We start from the raw sequence: 16,837 nt of genomic DNA, 5'->3' as shown, positions 1-16,837 counted from the left end.
CCGCGACTTCGTCTCTCAGATGCCCGTTCTCCTCCTGCACGCGATGGATGATCTCAAGCAATCCTTCGCTCCATGCCAGCAGCTTCATGACCGCAGGCGTTCGATCAGTTTCGGTGACATATGGCACCGCGAGTTTCTTCATCATCGCAGCGGCCAACCTAGTCGCGCTTCCTGGTTTTCCTGAGCTGAGCTGCTTCCTGTTTCAGTTGCTCAGACTCATCCTGCAAGTCATTAGCGATGTCCGTCAGTTTCTCTACCCACGCTAGCACTTCAAGCTCCGACGGCGTTAGTCCCTCTCGAGCGATGTCGGGTAGTGAGAATTTTCTTGGAAGAGTCACGAGTGCGGATCACATGATGTCGATGCGACAAACGTTAACATCGTCATCCGCAGTTTACAAGCGCAATCATGACCGCACGCAACGAAGCTATCGGCTACCTCGACCGCGTGCGCAGATCAAATAACACAGCACGGCGCGTGGTGCTCGCCCCGGGTTATTGAGAAGTTACCCAATTTCAAGCCAAGCGCTTGAATCACAATGCAAACTTGTCTATCTCGCCACGGAATCTCAGATTAAGCGCTAGCTCCGAAAGGCTGCTGATGTCAAATCATGACCATGCGTTTATCGACTGGTCTCAGCAGTAAGCAGGCCGCGATGTGCACGCCTTCTAAGTGACGAGCCCTCGCGCATTCCGTCACTGGCGAAGTACCCATTGAACAAGAACATGTGCATCCTCGCGCGAGAGAGTACCGCCGCCGCGTCCGGCGGCCGACGGCATCGCCATGTCTCCCCAGTGTGCCCGGCCGCCCAACCGCAGCTTGCCTTCGAGCATGGCGCTGGCATCTGGCACGTGGCGATAGCGTGCGGCGATCTGTTGAAAGGAAGGCGCGCGAAACGGTGTGTCGACGGTGTGGCAAAACATGCAGCGTTGCTGGTCTATGAGAGCCGTGGGTTCGCCCTCGGCGAACGCGCAGCGAACTCCACCTAGTAGCGTTGTTGCAGTCCCAAGCACGCGGAGAATATGTCTCATGTTTGGCCGAATCACAATGACACCCCAATAAAGCCATATGCTCGGTAAAGCGTGCCTGCGCGGAGGTCCGCTGTATTGATCTAGGTCATCAATTGCCGTTTCGTTTATTCACGTCCGTTTTTGCATGGAGGCAATAGCCATACCTAACCCGGAATGGCCTGACGCTCGAGCGTCAACCCTTCGGTGCGCTGCGGGATGGAGCATGGACGGAAGTGTCAGAGCGTCCGCGAGCGCCTTGATACGCCCATCAATTAGTCACTAAGGAGTTAAGTCTTCGCGATTTGTGAGAAGACTTCAGTGTGCTTCGGCCAGAATTGGAACGATGTTGAAGCGAGTGAGAGAACAGGCAGCAGCGATGGCGGCACGGCCCAGACGTGTGAGGTAGTAGCGGTAGGTATGGGTTACCTTCTTGATCAAGCCGAGTGTGCGCAGTCGCGAGAGCTGTCGGGACAGCACCGAGGCGCTCATGTCTACATACCTGGCCAGATCCGCACGGCGCAGGCCATGCACGTTGAACTCGCCGCGCTGCATGGCACGCAGCAGTGCTTGCTCGCTGCCGTTGAAGAAGTTGAGTCCTTTGACCCTGCGCTCGTCACTGCCCACGCGGGACTGGCTCAAACGTTGAAGGTCGCGCTCACCTGCGCTGGGGTCATCCAGACTCGACAAAAACGCGAGGTAGCGCTGGTTGCAGCCCAGCATGATCTCGCGCAGGTCGATCAGGCTGTAGATGGTTTTCCTCAACGCTGCGAGTTCGTAGGTGCTTTGGCCATTCTTGTGTTCCACCTTGCGGTGGTGTTTGAAGAAGCTCACGTCGTTGATGGTGGTTTCTATCCGCAACACATGGGAGAACTTGTCGTAAACCTTCACGCTGGCAACGCCCATGTGGTGCTTGATGCAGCGTCCTTCGATGCGGGTGGACAGCCGCGAGCCGATTTCCTGCGCCAATTGCGGCGTGACCTTCTTGCCCAGGAAGCCGGCTACTTTCCCGGCGTGCGCGGCCAGCACCGCCTGACGCGACAGCACGTCATACAGCGGCACCAGTGTCTGTTGGCTGCGGAACATCAGGTCAGTGGAATACTCGGCCTGCCGCAGGCTCCAGTGGTAGGTCTGGCCGAACACGTCGAGCACCGGGCACAGCCACTGCGCGTAGCGGTCTTGCCGCTCATGCAGCATATCGGGGCTCAGCGCGTCGGCGATGGCCTGTGCACGGTCCACATCGGCAATGCGTAAAAAGGCGTTGTCGGCCTGCACGAACCCGATGCCCTCGCGCTTGAGGGCACGGGCCACGGCGCCGTGGCCATTGCAGTAGAACTGCAAGCCGAACGGTGCCCAGGTCGGGACCCTGAGGTGGCACAGCCCGAGTTCGTCATCGATGAAGTAGAAGTAGTAGTGCAGACACTTGCCCGTCTCGGGGCGCAGGTAGGTCTTGCCGCTGCTCTTGTCGTGCCACGGCTTGTAGCTCGGGCAGGCCTCCATCGCCGAGATGACGTGCACCAGCCCGGGTGCATCGCCACGCCCCTGCAGCACGCGTGCCCCCAAATCTTCCTTGCGGATGTGGCTCTTGTTGACGTGCTCGATCTCGATGCCGGCGGCAGCGCAGACCTCTTGCGCGCGCACACGGATGAGTTCGCGCAGCGGTTCGGCGAACCTGGCGTAGTCGAATATGCGAATGCCGTTGGCGTTCAAAAAACTCGTCATGCCCGCTGCGTAGCATGCGCCGGGCAGCGTGCCCGTGATCAGGATTCGGTCAAAGCACGATAGCACGCCGTGCAAATTCGCCGCATAACGCTCAATCAGATCGGCCTTCATGGCTCACTTCGTCATCGGATGGCTACGCAACACATCGTATTACCTGTTTGGTTCCGGCTCGTCCGGCTTAGGGTATCGTGGTCGCAAACGCCACGGCCGAAGCGAGGAGGACTTTGGGCACGTTACCTCGACCGAATTGATCTCGACGAGCCCTTCGATCAGTTGGGTTGCGGAAGAAGGCTGATACGCAAGTCGGCATGGATGCGCACAAGTTCGGTGTCGTGTGCGACAGGCGCGTCTTCGCGTTGTATCAGCGAGCCCAATGGGGGCAGCCCTGGGATTGACTCAGGTCTCCGCATCGGCTGCAAGATGACGATCAGCTCTGCTATTCGAAGGAGCTTGCTATGGAACTTCATAAGGGTTCGCCCCACTTCAAATGGCAAGCCCTTTTTTGGCCCGCAGCGGCAATCTCAGGGATCGCTGCGGGCATCGTCTTCGCGGCCCTGGCGCTGACTGCGGTGTGGAGTGCCGGCGGCAGCTTCTGGGGGCCGCTGCGTGTGGTGGCGGCAATTGCGATGGGAATAGACGTGTTCGTTCAGCCGACCGCCTATAACCTCGCCATGACATTCATGGCGCTAAGTGTCCATTTCATGCTGTCAGTAGGCTTTGCGCTTATTCTCGCAGCGATCATTTTCGCGTTCAACTTCGACTCCAGTGTCGGAATAGCTTTGGCGGTGGGTGGTGTCTTCGGCGTGCTCGTCTACCTCCCAAAGCGTTAATTGCATAGCCTCACAAGGTGGAGGAAATCCGCGTTCAGATGAAGGCGACCGACGCGATAGCGGGGAGGTGCGGTCGCGCCCGAGTGCCGACGGTATGCCGGGCGGGTTGTATGCCAACATGCGTCGAGCGTACCCATCACGAAAGTACGTCGGCGCGGCTGCGAAACGCAAGCAGATGCAGCTCGCGGCGCCGATTGGCAAAAAAGCTGTGGATGCGTTCTCCGACACTCTGTGCTTTGTCCAGGCGGTCAGGGCGCTTGGCTGGCCGGTCGCGGCAATGATCGAACCTGACTATTGACGCAGATCAAGAGCGCTCTTGCAGAAGCATCGAAGATAAACAAATAGAAGGATCGTCGATTTTGCGTGGATCGCTTTCACCGATGATTTCTATGGAATGACAGCGATGTTCCCTTGGTTTGTGGATGCTCGTGGGTGGACAAACTGTGTGTTTCATGTCGTCTTCGGAGTGGTAGCGGCGGTCACGTACTTGCGGCTCGAGAGCTTCCGGAAGGCGGAAGAAAAGACTTCGACGAGTTTCTTGCGCAGTCCAGGCGATTTACGAGGGGCGCGTCGATGTACATGGAGAGGGTATCCGGCGAGGGCACATGCCGCTTTTCGAATCTAGTTTGAAGTCGGCGGGCTTCCTTTTTACTCGCGGCTTCGTATGTTGCGTAGTCGCAAATAGGGGGACGTATGTTCAAGCATATACTGGTGCCGACCGATGGATCGGTATTCTCCGAAGCCGCGATTCAGATGGCAGTGGCGCTTGCCGCAGTCCACCAGGCCAAAGTTACTGGACTTCATGTCTTGCCAGAATTCCATATCCTGGCGTACGGTGCCGAAACACTCACCGACACTGAGGAGCAGTTCACCCACCATGCGCAGCAGCACGCGGAAGCCTACCTCGCGGTGCTCGGCCAAGCGGCCGCGCAAGCCGACGTCGAATTCGACACCGTCGCAGTGACTGACACGCGCCCGTATGAAGCGATCCTCGGGGCCGCTGCGAAGCGAAACTGCGATCTAATCGTGATGGCGTCGCACGGTCGCGGTGGGATGGGTGCGCTGATACTGGGCAGTGAAACCCAGAAGGTGCTGGTGCATAGCCAGATACCGGTGCTCGTCGTCCGGCAGAAGGTGCAAGCGATCGGGCCAGATGTCGACCCGAAGCGTTCGCCGAACCAGCCGTTAATCGTCGCCTGAGCCAAGGCATGGCGATCGTGGGTACGCCTTATTCGTGCGCAGGATTCGTCAAGACGGACGAGATGGCGGACAGAACGCCCTATGGCGCTTCCAGGCTTACAGGTGCCGGCGGCAGCCGACAACTTGTCGAGCTTCTTGCACGGTAGGCTAAATGGCCGCGGAAGACCGCGGAAGGTGCTCCTCTTCCCTCCATCTCCGCTATCATGCGATCGTCACTACGTGAGGCTTGCGCTCGTGATCGGGTTTCATAGACGGCCGGCCGCGACGCGATTCGCGGTATGCAGGTTCGGCAGGGCACGATGCCTGAAGGCGCGTGCATTATTATATAAATGACGATGACGCCTGTGGATCACGCAAGCATGACGCGATCCACGCCACCGGCATCCACCTCAGCAGCAGTGCGGCTGCCTATTGTGCGCCCTCCGATTTGCAAGCGCTCGATCTAATTGGACAAAAGCACCGGAACTTGCATCGCCTCCAGTACCCTCCGGGTGGTGCCGCCCAGTATCAATTCATGCCACCGCAAATGACCGTGGGCGCCCATGACGATGACGTTCGCACCGAATTTGGATGCAAACGACAACAGGGCGTCGCCCGTCCCCGCACCTTCGATCGCATCGATCTCACTATACTCGACTCGCGCGCCATGTCGTGCGAGCGCCGCGACGAGGTCCGAACATCGCGCAGGAGTGTCCCGACGCCTACCCACCTCGCCGACGATCGTAACCATGGCGGTCCGCGTTGCGAGTTGCAATAATGGCTGCGCATCGTGAACAGCTCTCGTAGCTTCACGGCTACCATCCCATGCCACGCCCACCTTGGCCCCGAGGGCGTTCACCGCGCCGCTGTAGGGACAACTAACACGGGTCTGAATGCTCCGGATAGCGATCGGCAAGGTAGGATTCGGGGTCGTGCGGGTCGTATTGACCAGTGACGGTTAGGACCGCGCAGCGCGCATAGAGCGACAACGAAATTGGCGCGTACCTTTCATTCGCTACCCAATCGTGCGTCACCCGTGTGTACGTGTCGAGGTCTTCTCGAAAATCAACGCGATATTCATGCCGTTCAGCCGCGACACCTCGGTCCCCGCATATTTCGCGCGTTTCAGTTCGGCCGAGAGGTCCAGCAGGAAGCGGATGTCGCGCGGAACGAAGTCCTACATGTTGAGCAGGCTTCGGCTGCGCAAGTTGAATGCCATCATGATTTTTTTCTAACAGACTGGTGTGGTCAAAGCGGATCGCGTTCGATAGGACAGGTCATGCAATGGCCGCCGCCACGACCGCGCCCGAGTTCCCCGCTTGGAATGGTGATGACCTCCACGCCGGCCTTGCGTCATAACGTGTTGGTGTACACGTTGCGGTTGTACGCAACCACGATGCCCGGCGCGAGCGCAATGACGTTGCTGCCGTCGTCCCATTGCTCGCGTTCGGCTTCCCATTCGTCGCCTCCGGTTGCGACGGTGCGCAGCGCTTTCAGGCCGATCGCCTGAGCGACGACATCGAGGAATGGTGCGGTTTCGCCGCGCACGTCCGACGCTTCGGGTTGGTCGCCGGGACGAAGACTGGTGCAGCGAATGCCGTCCACAGTCTCCGGAAAGATCGTGACCAGATCGCGGTCGCAAAAGGTGATACGGTATCGAGATGCATCGCGCCGCGCGATCTCGGCAATTGCGCGGCTATCACGTGCTCCACGGTCTCATGGGCGAACAGCGAGCGGGCAAGCTGCACCACCGCTTGCGGCGATGTCCGTTCCCCCATACCGATGACGAGCACATCCCGCGATAAGGGCATCACGTCGCCGCCTTCGAGCGTGGCGCCGCCGTGATCGACGTCCGGGTCGCCCCACCAGGCGCGCGGGCCCGGTATCGAATATTGGATGGAAAGAAGTAGCCCGATGTGCCAAACACGATCACCAGGTAGCCGACGTTGCCGATCCACGCGCTGACCCAATAGCCCCAGGCGGGGTTGAATCCCACGAATTCGCCCGCGCTCGCGCGGGCAAAGGCATAGATGCCGTTGTTGAGATCAGGCTTGCGCGTCGCGAGCGTCTGATAGACGAACGCGAGCATCAGCATGCCTGCCCCGGTAATCAGCCAGCCCAGGATGACAGCGCCCGCGCCCGCGCCGGACGCATGTTCTGCGGCAGGGAGAAGACGCCGCTGCCGACCATGGATCCGACGACGAGTGCGGTCAGTAAGGCGAGCTTCAACTGCTGGGGCTCGGCGATATTGAACACCGGCCCAGAGGCCGGGGACGACTTGCTTGTCAGAGGCTCCGCAACGTTCTTCATCACCTTCTCCTGCAATTTTGGATAGCCCGGTCACCTGACCGAAGTTGTCAATTTGATCTGGATCATCCATTGAGGGACCATCACTAAACATGCTCGCGTAAATCGCCACGAGTCCGTGACGGAGTCCGCCGGACCGTGAAACCGGCCTCCATTTGCCGGCTCGACAGCCAGATAGTCTGTGTGCGCGAGTCGCACCGAAGGTCGCAGGATGGGGTAAGGCGAAACGCGGCACTATCGTTGTTCAGCACCGGGGGCGTATCGAAATCGAGCGCGACTGTCAGCGATCTGAACGTCGATGTCGAGGAGTCGTCGAACATCGCGGACGGACAGGACTGCGTGGTTATCTACGGTTACCTGTAGACGCATCGGGCAGAGTCCTGCGAATATCGCTGCGTGCGTACTTGCGCCGGAAAAGCCGCAATGCGCGACTTGGGATTGAAGCTCGAACGTGGCCGTTCACTCACGTGCGCCGAGAACGCATTTGCGCTTGATTAAGGTCAATGCGCAGGGGCAGCGACACTACATCATGGTTTCACCTACGAGAGTTTTAGCTTTTCCCGGACACGCTCAGTGGCCCGGGAAAAGCTGACGACGCGAAGGAAAATCGCCTTAATGGTCGAAGGAGTGATGTGATGGGTGTCGGAATGCAAATCGCTTATTTGGGCTTTGTCGGGTCAGCGGAAATCGAGGCCGAGGCAAGCGTGCAGCTTGTTCGAATTGATCGTTTCGCGCGTTGGGTCGCGGGCTGTCATCTGGCCCTGGAGGCGTTACGTAATTTCGACGGCTCGCGGTCGTATGACGCCCGGCTCGATCTCATCACGCGCGATTACAACATGATTCCGATTGAGCATGTAAGCGATAGCGATCCGCAAGAGGCGATCCGCGGAGCTTTCGATGCGGCGGTGCACCTGCTCGAAAAAGATGGCGCGAAGGCAGGCGCAAGTCTAGGGGGGAGGAGAAATGATCCGGACTGAGCCCAGAATCGCCGTTGCAGCGATTTCCGTCTTTGTCGCGCTAGCCGGGGTTTCCACGGCCCTTCGCGGCTTGATCTTCGACGAGCCTGGTCTCGTGCGATGCGGTACCGTGGCAATCGTCGTAAGCGTCACGCTGTTTGTTGTGACGCTCAATCCGTCGCCGCTGCAAGAGTGGTGCAAACGTCTCACTCCCCGCTGGCATCCATGAGTACGCGATTTTTATTCATCGAAAACCTCGTTCTCGGCTTCAGTCGATTCGGAGTCGATGCATTGCACATGCCAGCGATCCAGGCGCACGCCCAGGTTTGATTCGCAATGCCACGACACATGTCCAGACTGACCTTCGATCAGACGAGCCCGGTCTTCCAGATCGAGCTCGGTTAGCGCACAAAGCGGATGAGGTGAATCCGGGTCGCAGATGAGCGTTCCACCGGGCGCAGTGCGCATGAGACCCCCGGACGGTATGTCAACGCCGCTGTGCATTTCCCGCGACCAGTGGCGCGATTCCAAGTCCAGCCAAAGCACCGCAAACGCGTCAGGGTCTGCTCGTTGGTCCAGCTTGATCGTGATACGCATGGTGTCCTCCAGAACATGAAGTTAGTGACTCAATACCCATTGCACGAGCGTGTGGGCATCTTCACGCGAAAGCGGCGGCCCGCCTCGCTCCGCAGCTGCCGGCATGGCCATATCGCCCCAATGCGCGGGCCCGCCGAGCCGCAATTTGTGTTCGAGCATTGATGCGGCGTTCGGAACGTTGCGATAACGCTCGGCGATCTGCTGGAACGATGGCGCAAGAAAGGGCGAGTCGACGGTATGGCAGAACATGCAGTGCTGCTGATCGATGAGCGCGGCCGGTTCCGGCGCGGCGAGCGCCTGCATCGTTATGCACAGCAACAGGCCGGCAATGCTGGCATGAAGCGATAGCTGAAGTGGCTGCATCAAAAGGCTCCAAAATAGTGTATTAGCGATCGACCGCGTCGCGCGCTCAGGCGTCCGGCGCTGACGGATAGCCGACCGTTTGTGCAAGCACCGGCATGCAATTGCGCCCGAGCCGCATGTGTCCGGCCAAAGTACTCGGCCGATCCGGCCATGACATAGAAGGAGCGCGGATCAGGGGTGAACGCCGAAAACACACTGCTTACGTGCGCATCGAATTGCTTTGCGAGTTGCAACGCGTATTCGAGCCGGGATTGCGCTCGTTCGCTCGTGTCGCGTTGAACGACGATGCTTTTGTAACTCATCATCGCGGTGCTCGGTTAGTGAGTCAGTGAAGGCGCCCGCATCGGTTCTAATCGCACGCTCCCGATTAAAAGTGTATGAGTTGCTACTTTCAGCCGGTTGATGCAGATCAAGTGCAAGCGGGCGGTTATCGCGGGCAGACCGGTTGATATAGGTCAACGATCAGCCGAGCCCCGCGCCCAAATTGAGATCGACCATACGGCGCTCTTCGCGCCTTCGTTCATACGTAAAGAGGACTTGACCATGGCAACCGAATTCACCCACCCGTTCGCCTCTGGGGTAAATCTTTATTTGACACCGCGACTGATGAGAGCCAATGAGGAATGGCGTCGGGACGCTTGCGCTCTAGAAGCGAAGCGCGTTGAGCGCGACCTCGGAGCGCTTCGGAAGGAGTGGAAGCCATTGCGAACGCAAAGAACTGGGGTGAGTTCAACTCCGCTTCGCAGGCGGTCATGAGTGACTATTTAAAAGCAACCACCAGCCTTTTGCGGGAAGGCATCGAGGTCGCGATGCGCCACCAAAGTGCCCTTGGTGAAGCTTTTCCCGACGCATGAAGAGTTGCCACCTCTACGTGGACAGGCGGATTTGAGAAAGCGGCGGCAATGAATCCTGCTGCTATGCCGTCTTGGTTCAAAAAGCTTGACCATGCCGACGGCATTGGCACAGCCGGCGACTGTGCGAGGCGACGCGTCGTCAACCCAATCGGGCACACGTTCGCGCGGCGGGAACTACCTTGCAGCCTGAGCGTCGCCGTTGAAGAGGAGCGAGCGGTGCACACAGCATGGCTATGTGGATTGCGTCGCGCGCGCTTGCGGCAATGCCGGGTGATTCAGGTGTTGCCGCGCGCGTCCCAATCGGTTGATGTAGGTCAACGGACGGGTGGCCCGCGAGCCTAAAGTTTTATTGTTGACGCACGGTTTTTACGCAAATGACGAGATCGAAGATGAAAGCACTATCGCGATGCGAACCGCCGGCAAGTAGCGTGAACCTTTGGCGAGTCGGCATGCATGAGCAATTTGAGTGGCGATCCGGTCGCGCAGATCATGAAGCTGACCGGCAACGTCGGCGTGGATTGTGCGATCGAAGCGGTTGGCGTGCCCGCCAACTTCGAGCAATGTAAATCAATCATCGCGCCAGGGGGCGTCACTGCCAATGTCGGCGTGTATGGCGTGAAAGTTGATCTGTATATGGAGCGACTGTGGGGTCGAAACATCCCAATCACGCCACGGCTGGCCGACACGGTCAGTACGCCCATGCAGCTCAGGACCGTCCACTCCGGCCGTCCGGAAGCGGGCAAGCTCATCACGCACCGGTTCGGTTTGAACGATGTCATGAAAGCATACGAGACGTTAAGCCGGGTTGCCGATGCGCACGCGCTGAAGGTGATCTTCCAGGCGAAATGAAGTTGCTTTGATTCCGTCCACGCCAGTTTCGATGCGGAAAGGTGGGTATTTTGTTTTACTACCTTAATTAAGGGGTTATTCAATGAGCAATCTTTGTTTCATGGCTTGTTCCGGCCGTTGCGTGGCATGATCAGCAGCGACGACGCACCGCTTGCGGACATAAAGATCGATGTCACGGAATCCGACGCTTCCTATCAGGTCAAGGCGGAACTTCCTGGCGTGGACAAGAAGGATATCGACGTGAAGATCGACGGCAACGTGGTATCAATCAACGCCAAGGTCGAGCGCAACAAGGAAACCAAGGAAGGCGAACGGGTCATTCGGCGCGAGCGCTACGCTGGCGCGGTCTGCCGTTCGTTCTCGCTTGCGTGCGATCTCGATGAATCCAACTCGGTGACGCGGTATTAGGATGGCGTGCTGTCACTGACGCTCCCGAAGAAGGCACCGTCTGAGCAAAAACGCCTTCAGATCAGTTGAGTCGTTGGCGCGCGGTCCCCGCGCGCTTTATTTGTTGCGGAGGATTTTATGAAAACCGACCGACAGTTGAAGCAGGACGTGGGAGAGGAACTGGACTGGACACCGGAAGTCGATTCGTCGAACTTCGCGGTCGAGGTCAAGGACGGCATCGTGACGCTGGATGGCCATCCGTCCAGCTACGCGGAGAAACTTGCCGCCGAAAAAGGTGTGCAACGGGTGTCGGGCGTTAAGGCCATGGTTGTCGAAGCCGAGGTGCGTCTACCCTCCAAGGACGTGATGAGCGACGCCGACATCGCGCGGGCGGCCACGTCGGCCTTGCAGTGGACCGTCGGGCTGAAGGAAGGCGCCGTTCAGGTTCAGGTCGAAAAGGGTTGGGTAACGCTGCGCGGCGACGTCGACTTGAACTGGCAGCGCCATCGCGCAGCCCGACGCATTGCGCACATGCGCGGAGTCACGGGTGTCGCAAACATGATCAAGGTGGGCGGCAATCTGGCGCCAGCCGATGTCGGAGAACAGATCAGCCGTGCCCTGCTGCGCCATGCCGAGCGCGAAGCCAAACACATCGCCATCGAGGTGCGTGACGGCGTCGTGACCCTGAGCGGCACGGTGGGAACCTACGGCGAACGGGAGGCTGCTCGTGGCGCCGCGTGGTCCGCGCCTGGCGTACACGCGGTGGTCGATCACCTGGTGGTGGAATAAGGGAGAGGCACCATGACGCTCAAAGGGCAAGTGACGAGCGATAGCTGGAACGTCAGCACCGATACCTTTCCGACCGGTGGCGGCTTTGGTTGCGAGATTCACGTCGGCCACACCGGTTCGAGTGAGGAATTCAAACATCAATTCCGGCACTCTAAAATCTTCGCAACCGAGCGCGAAGCAGTAATCGACGGTCTTCGCGAGGGCATGGTGTGGATAAGCCTGAAGCAGTCGAAAACAATTCATCTATAGGTGCTTGCGTTGAGTCGCTCGCTGCAATGTCGCTCTTCGGAGAATTACGATGTCGAAAACAAGGGTTCTTGTCGTCTACTACTCGCGTTCTGGCGTGACCGCCCATGCCGCGAAAGCGCTTGCTACCCGACTCGGCGCGGATCTGGAAGAGATCGTCGAGCGCAGCGACCGATCTGGCCCGCTGGGGTTCGTCGGATCGATTATCGACGTATTGAGGGAGCGCCCCGCCAAGATTAACGCTGTTAAACACGATCCGTCTTCCTACACTACGAACTCGTTGTGGTTGCTACGCCAGTTTGCGCCCATCGTGGCGACACCCGTGCGTACATGGCTCACGGCCTATCGGGCACGCTTGCCCAAGGTCGCGTTTCTTTGTACGTTCGGCGGCAGCGGAGCTGAGCCGCGCTCGGACAGATGGCCGATATCAGCGGCAGACCAGCCCTCGCGCGCTGTCAGATAGATGCACGCGACGTTCGTGACGGCGCGCAAGTGCGCCTGCTCGATCTTTTCGCCGAGCGACTGGAGCGTAAGCTCGCGCACGTCGAGTCGTTGGAATGGACATGCTGACCACAATCTGAAGAACGACGGGACGGGTGTCGATCATGGAACTTCAAGCAACGAACACGGATGTTCGCGCGGGCTTCAAGCGGATACTGCTATGCGTCGATCCGACAGCCGCATCTGCTCGCGCCGCCGCCTTCGTTCCTCATCTTGCAAATAAGGAGACACGGGTTCGGATTGTCGGCGTAGTGGAAAACGCGCATGCAGTGATTCCGTTGGGGCCGCTGGCTGCCTTCCATTTAAGCGCAGCAAACGCACTGTTGCTGCAAGATGTTGAAAACGCGTGCGCTGCGTCGCAGGAACTGTTCGCGTCGAGCGGCGCTAAGTTAGAGATTCGAATCATCGACCTAATAACGCATGGCGGCGGGGTCGTGCATGCGCTGGCAAAGGCCGCGCAAGACTGGCGGGCCGACCTGCTGGTAATGGGGTCGCGCCAGCATCAAGGGCTGCTTCATTGGGTTGAGGGAGCGGTGTCTGAACCGCTCATGAAATTCGCCGCGTGCGCCATCCTTGTCTTGCCCGAGCGCGGTGACGTGGCGTGGCGCGCCAGGCCGTAGAGAAACCTGTTTGCGGTCGACGGCAGTTCGGCTTCGCAGGAGGCGCTGCGGGTCGGCGCAACGCTTGCCCGCGCGGGAACGGAACTACGCGCGATCTATGTCGTCGATCGCGCAGTGCACCTGACCATTCTTCCGCTCACCGTGCTGGAAGACGCGTTGGTGGAAGAGGGTAACGCCGCGCTCGCGAAAGCGCGCCAATTCTTCGAAACACTACCAGAATCGGATGGCGTCCGGCTGGAAACGGCGCTGGCCAACACCGATCACGCCAACGACGACGTCGCCTATACGATCGAAGCGCGAAGCGCAGAGTTGGCATGCCGACCTTCTGGTGATGGGAACACACGGTCGGCGCGGCGTTGTGCGTTGCGTGCTCGGCAGTGTCGCGAACAGGGTCGCAGGAATAGCTCGAACGCCACTGCTATTGGTCCGACAGAAGGACGTCTCGTAAGAGGGGCACGCAAGGCCCGCCCTGAACAAATGTGCGGATAATGCGCCCGCGTGCTGACGCTCAATCAGCCGCAGGCGATCGGTCATGTTGCGCGTCACTTGAAGAAGTCGTGAATCTATCCGTCGAGTTTTGGGTCCGCGAGCGAAGACGTGTGCCGATTCGGGGCGAACCTGTTCCAGAGGGAAGCGATTTGTTCACGGCGGCGAAGAAGACGTTTGCCGTAACCAAAACGTGGCGCGGGCATTGCTTACATGGACGGGTGTAAGTGCCTCTATGCGTAATTCGTACACTTCCTGGCAACGCTCGCAGCGCTCCGCGCTCGGACACGCCATCAGATGCCCCTTGAGATTGATCCATGTCAGAGAGGAGGATTGGTTATGGTGACCAAATCCAGGCGACGTCGCAAGGGTCGGGTTTCCTGCCAGGGGAACGACCAACGCGCGTGAAGTTTGTGTTGCCTCAGTTCCGGTTCCGCGTCCCGACTATCACCCTCCAATGAAGCACCCGCCCACCTTGCTCGGTTTTGCGGTTCCGAGCTGGACGATCCTCCACGATGTGAAAAGGGTATTTCAGGGTGTGGTCATCGGACGCATAAATTGGGCTGCTTGGGCCATTGGCGTTTCGTGCCTGACGGCGTTGTGTTGCTCAAACGGATGCGGCTGCACTTCCCGGCACCTTGGTTGCCGTGGCCACGGCAACCGCGGCAGTTTGGCTCCTGGAACTAGAAGCCCCTGCCGGTATCGCTGTCGTAGGCCGGCTACCTGAAGGTTTGCCGGCGTTTCGTCTTCCCGCCGTGTCGCTGCATGACGTACGGGAGTTGAGTGGCGCCGCGATCGCTATCGCTCTCGTTTCGTTCGCCGATATGAGCGTGTTGTCGCGCGCGTTTGCCCTGCGCGGCTCCTACACGGTAAGCGGTCCTTTGTCGGCGTCCTAGCGTTAAGCAGCCTCAGTGGTGAACATGTGTCCACGTAAATCAACGTGGACACATATGACTGATATTAACTCTGAGTTAAAAGCGCGACTGGTAGTCGGTCGCAAACAAGACGGTCGTTGCCGTTACGATCCGCAGGCTAAACACGAACTGATTGAGGCCTGCCTGGTGCCGGGCGTATCGGTCGCACGCTTGGCGCTGGAACACGGGCTGAATGCGAATTTGCTGCGTTCGTGGGTCAGCGCTTATAAAAGAAAGTGCGATGGCACTGCGATCGTTCCGGCGTCAAGGACCGCGAAGCCGACGCCGGCTGCGTTCATACCCGTGATTGCCGCACAAGAGCGGCCGAAGGAGGCGATGCCCGGGCTGCAAGTCCGATTGCCTAACGGAGTGAGGATCGAACTAAATGATGCCCGTGACGATCAGGTGCTGTCACTACTACAAGCGCTGAGTACATTGCCATGTTCCGATTCGACGAAGAGCTGAAGGTATTGCTTCATCGTGATGCGGTGGATGGTCGCAAGGGGATCAACGGACTGGTCGCGCTAGTTGAGCAGGCCTTGGCGCTCGACCCCTTCGCCCCGACGGTCTATGCTTTTACCAATAAGCGCCGCGATCGCGTTCGGTTGTTGCTCTGGGATCGCTCGGGTTTCTGGCTATTGATGAAACGGTTAGAAGCAGATCGCTTCGCATGGCCCCGCGAGGCGGCGGTTCTTGAACTGACGGTTGAGCAGTTGCATTGGCTGCTCGACGGTATCAACCTAGCGGCCGTGAAGAAACATTCGGCACGGCACTACGCGCGCGCGAGTTAGTCAGCACCCACGTACGCGCGGAAAGCGTTTCGTGGATTGCCTGTCGCATTCACGAGACGCTGATTAGATAGTTACAAATTCCCGTATACCTACGGAGACTCGCGATTGGCTATTGTTACGCCATGGCCCGCGACCTTTACCAACCCCACTCGATCACCGCCGACGAACTCGCTGCGCTCATCGCCGAGCGTGATGCGGCTCTCGCTGCGTGCGATGCAGTGCTTGCCGATCGAGATGCGGTACTGGCCGAGCATGAATTGGTGCGCGGCGAGCTACGCGTGACCAAGGTCGAACGCGACCTGCTCAAGGAACAACTCAAAGCGTTCCAGCGCCAACTGTTCGGCGCCAAGAGCGAAGCACGTAGTGCCCAGCAGCGCGACCTGTTTCTTAACGAAGCCGAAGTGCTGGCGCCCACCGCCGCGACTGTGCCCGCGCAAGATGACCAAACTGACATCAAGGTCACGGGTCACAAACGCAAGAAGCCCGGGCGTAAGCCGCTCGATCCAGCGCTGCCGCGGGAAGTGATCCGCTACGAATTGCCGGAATCAGAACGTACCTGCCCGAACGATGGCACGACATTGGTCGAGATCGGCGTCGAAGTCAGCGAGCAGCTCGACATCATTCCCCAGCAAGTACGGGTGATTCGTCACGAGCGCGCGAAGTATGCGTGCTCGCAGTGCGACCAGGGCATCAAGGTTACGCCTGCGCGTTTGCGCATCATCTCGAAGGGCTTGTTCACCGAAGCAGCCCTGGCATGGTTTGTAGTCTCCAAATTCATTGATGGCTTGCCGCTGTATCGTATCGCAGCGCTGCTCAGGCGCTTCGGCGGCGACATCTCACGTAATACGCTGGCTGCCAGCGTGGTACGCCTGGGCCAAGCGGTGCAGCCCATCATTAATTTATTGCGAGATCACTTGCTCGACAGTGAGATCGTGTTTGGCGACGAGACCACCGTGCAGGTGCTCAAGGAACCGGGGCGAGCGCCACAAACCAAAAGCTTTATGTGGGCCCAAATGAATGGCAGCGGGCCGCCCGTACGGCTGTTCGGATATGCGCCCGGGCGTGGCATGCAACATGGATCTGACCTATGGGCAGGCATGCGCCGTGGCGCGGTGCTAATGACGGACGGCTACGAGTCATACAACGCGATCGCTAAAACCAACGGCCTCGTGCATTTAGGTTGCTGGACGCACGCGAGACGCTATTTTGTGAAAGCCCAGGACGTGTTGCCTAAAGAAGCGCACGGTGTACATCAGCCTTCCACGCAGTTCATCCATCTCATCGGCAAGCTCTACGCGGCGGAGTCGCAGGCTCAGAAGAAGCCGAACCAGCGAGCACGCCTTCGGCGGCGTTACAGCACTGCGGTGCTTAAGGAAATTAAGAAACTATTAGACCATCATCTTGAGACGACCGCGCCGAGCGGAAAATTGGGCGAGGCCCT

The 16,837-nt window shown here is 59.0% G+C and carries 20 protein-coding genes and 6 pseudogenes; 18 read left to right on the top strand and 8 right to left on the bottom strand.

Translation table 11 applies throughout. The features are described 5' to 3' along the window. Positions 1 to 693: 693 nt before the first annotated feature. Together BSU04_RS41380 and BSU04_RS41375 are read right to left on the bottom strand one after the other, a co-directional pair. A complete protein-coding gene (locus tag BSU04_RS41380) occupies positions 694 to 1,029 on the bottom strand; it encodes a c-type cytochrome (RefSeq protein ID WP_089165982.1) in 336 nt (111 codons plus the stop codon). A gap of 294 nt (positions 1,030 to 1,323) precedes the next feature. Continuing rightward, on the bottom strand, positions 1,324 to 2,838 hold the full coding sequence (locus BSU04_RS41375) for a winged helix-turn-helix domain-containing protein (RefSeq protein ID WP_089165981.1): 1,515 nt from the start codon (positions 2,836 to 2,838) through the stop codon (positions 1,324 to 1,326). Between the two features lie 344 nt (positions 2,839 to 3,182). Here BSU04_RS41375 and BSU04_RS41365 point away from each other — a divergent pair, with 344 nt between their 5' ends. Then, positions 3,183 to 3,557 (top strand): hypothetical protein, encoded by a 375-nt coding sequence (locus BSU04_RS41365; protein ID WP_089165979.1) that lies wholly within the window; start codon positions 3,183 to 3,185, stop codon positions 3,555 to 3,557. Positions 3,558 to 4,250: 693 nt separating this feature from the next. Next, a complete protein-coding gene (locus tag BSU04_RS41355; RefSeq protein WP_089165977.1) occupies positions 4,251 to 4,757 on the top strand; it encodes a universal stress protein in 507 nt (168 codons plus the stop codon). Between the two features lie 442 nt (positions 4,758 to 5,199). Here the strand turns inward: BSU04_RS41355 and BSU04_RS41350 are convergent, their stop codons facing one another. From BSU04_RS41350 to BSU04_RS41335, 4 genes and pseudogenes are all read right to left on the bottom strand, one after another. Then, positions 5,200 to 5,568, bottom strand: coding sequence for a universal stress protein (locus tag BSU04_RS41350; RefSeq protein ID WP_256983876.1), 369 nt, complete (start codon positions 5,566 to 5,568; stop codon positions 5,200 to 5,202). A 207-nt stretch (positions 5,569 to 5,775) separates the two neighbouring features. Then, a pseudogene (locus tag BSU04_RS48390) lies at positions 5,776 to 5,955 on the bottom strand (ornithine carbamoyltransferase); the annotation flags it as partial. A 29-nt stretch (positions 5,956 to 5,984) separates the two neighbouring features. Further along, positions 5,985 to 6,604, bottom strand: a pseudogene (locus tag BSU04_RS41340) (arginine deiminase family protein); the annotation flags it as partial. A gap of 26 nt (positions 6,605 to 6,630) precedes the next feature. Next, a pseudogene (locus BSU04_RS41335) lies at positions 6,631 to 7,046 on the bottom strand (amino acid permease); the annotation flags it as partial. Positions 7,047 to 7,283: 237 nt separating this feature from the next. Here BSU04_RS41335 and BSU04_RS48385 point away from each other — a divergent pair. From BSU04_RS48385 to BSU04_RS41325, 3 genes are all read left to right on the top strand, one after another. Further along, complete coding sequence (locus tag BSU04_RS48385) at positions 7,284 to 7,406, top strand: hypothetical protein (protein WP_256983872.1); 123 nt, start codon at positions 7,284 to 7,286, stop codon at positions 7,404 to 7,406. A 284-nt stretch (positions 7,407 to 7,690) separates the two neighbouring features. Then, positions 7,691 to 8,020 carry a hypothetical protein gene (locus tag BSU04_RS41330; protein WP_256983875.1) on the top strand — a complete coding sequence of 110 codons (330 nt, stop codon included), beginning with the start codon at positions 7,691 to 7,693 and terminating at the stop codon, positions 8,018 to 8,020. Continuing rightward, complete coding sequence (locus BSU04_RS41325; RefSeq protein WP_089165975.1) at positions 8,007 to 8,228, top strand: DUF2964 family protein; 222 nt, start codon at positions 8,007 to 8,009, stop codon at positions 8,226 to 8,228. Before BSU04_RS41330 ends, BSU04_RS41325 begins: the two co-directional genes overlap by 14 nt. A gap of 11 nt (positions 8,229 to 8,239) precedes the next feature. On the opposite strand, the gene BSU04_RS41320 is transcribed toward BSU04_RS41325, so the two are convergent. Then, entirely contained in the window at positions 8,240 to 8,596 is a 357-nt protein-coding gene (locus BSU04_RS41320; protein WP_089165974.1) for a DUF3564 family protein, read from the bottom strand. A 21-nt stretch (positions 8,597 to 8,617) separates the two neighbouring features. Beyond that, the gene (locus BSU04_RS41315; RefSeq protein WP_089165983.1) at positions 8,618 to 8,899 is read right to left on the bottom strand and encodes a c-type cytochrome; all 282 of its coding nucleotides are present in this window, start codon (positions 8,897 to 8,899) and stop codon (positions 8,618 to 8,620) included. Positions 8,900 to 9,651: 752 nt separating this feature from the next. Between BSU04_RS41315 and BSU04_RS46920 the strand changes: the two genes are divergently transcribed. From BSU04_RS46920 to tnpC, 13 genes and pseudogenes are all read left to right on the top strand, one after another. Continuing rightward, positions 9,652 to 9,813 (top strand): hypothetical protein, encoded by a 162-nt coding sequence (locus tag BSU04_RS46920; protein WP_179258615.1) that lies wholly within the window; start codon positions 9,652 to 9,654, stop codon positions 9,811 to 9,813. Between the two features lie 405 nt (positions 9,814 to 10,218). Further along, positions 10,219 to 10,662, top strand: a pseudogene (locus BSU04_RS41305) (zinc-binding dehydrogenase); the annotation flags it as partial. A gap of 66 nt (positions 10,663 to 10,728) precedes the next feature. Next, a pseudogene (locus BSU04_RS41300) lies at positions 10,729 to 11,139 on the top strand (Hsp20/alpha crystallin family protein). A 48-nt stretch (positions 11,140 to 11,187) separates the two neighbouring features. Further along, positions 11,188 to 11,838 (top strand): BON domain-containing protein, encoded by a 651-nt coding sequence (locus tag BSU04_RS41295; RefSeq protein ID WP_089165972.1) that lies wholly within the window; start codon positions 11,188 to 11,190, stop codon positions 11,836 to 11,838. A 12-nt stretch (positions 11,839 to 11,850) separates the two neighbouring features. After that, positions 11,851 to 12,087 carry a hypothetical protein gene (locus tag BSU04_RS41290; protein WP_089165971.1) on the top strand — a complete coding sequence of 79 codons (237 nt, stop codon included), beginning with the start codon at positions 11,851 to 11,853 and terminating at the stop codon, positions 12,085 to 12,087. A gap of 49 nt (positions 12,088 to 12,136) precedes the next feature. After that, positions 12,137 to 12,547, top strand: coding sequence for a flavodoxin (locus tag BSU04_RS46080; protein ID WP_144021513.1), 411 nt, complete (start codon positions 12,137 to 12,139; stop codon positions 12,545 to 12,547). Between the two features lie 142 nt (positions 12,548 to 12,689). After that, the gene (locus tag BSU04_RS48375; RefSeq protein ID WP_256983869.1) at positions 12,690 to 13,205 is read left to right on the top strand and encodes a universal stress protein; all 516 of its coding nucleotides are present in this window, start codon (positions 12,690 to 12,692) and stop codon (positions 13,203 to 13,205) included. 6 nt (positions 13,206 to 13,211) lie between these two features. Beyond that, a pseudogene (locus tag BSU04_RS48660) lies at positions 13,212 to 13,424 on the top strand (universal stress protein); the annotation flags it as partial. A gap of 4 nt (positions 13,425 to 13,428) precedes the next feature. After that, complete coding sequence (locus BSU04_RS48655; RefSeq protein ID WP_306427259.1) at positions 13,429 to 13,653, top strand: universal stress protein; 225 nt, start codon at positions 13,429 to 13,431, stop codon at positions 13,651 to 13,653. A gap of 685 nt (positions 13,654 to 14,338) precedes the next feature. After that, positions 14,339 to 14,587: a SulP family inorganic anion transporter gene (locus tag BSU04_RS48365; protein WP_256983868.1), complete on the top strand. Its 249-nt coding sequence runs from the start codon at positions 14,339 to 14,341 to the stop codon at positions 14,585 to 14,587. A 54-nt stretch (positions 14,588 to 14,641) separates the two neighbouring features. Next, a complete protein-coding gene (gene tnpA / locus BSU04_RS41270; RefSeq protein ID WP_082779209.1) occupies positions 14,642 to 15,070 on the top strand; it encodes an IS66-like element accessory protein TnpA in 429 nt (142 codons plus the stop codon). Further along, the gene (tnpB, locus tag BSU04_RS41265) at positions 15,046 to 15,396 is read left to right on the top strand and encodes an IS66 family insertion sequence element accessory protein TnpB (RefSeq protein ID WP_062004227.1); all 351 of its coding nucleotides are present in this window, start codon (positions 15,046 to 15,048) and stop codon (positions 15,394 to 15,396) included. Before tnpA ends, tnpB begins: the two co-directional genes overlap by 25 nt. Before the next feature lie 122 nt (positions 15,397 to 15,518). Further along, positions 15,519 to 16,837, top strand: a 1,319-nt coding sequence (tnpC, locus tag BSU04_RS41260; protein ID WP_089165969.1) for an IS66 family transposase, incomplete at its 3' end; no start/stop codon positions are given.

Source organism: Caballeronia sordidicola, assembly GCF_002220365.1.
Taxonomy (GTDB): domain Bacteria; phylum Pseudomonadota; class Gammaproteobacteria; order Burkholderiales; family Burkholderiaceae; genus Caballeronia; species Caballeronia sordidicola_C.
The sequence above is the reverse complement of the archived record's forward strand: the minus strand, read 5'-3'. Positions and strand labels throughout refer to the sequence as shown.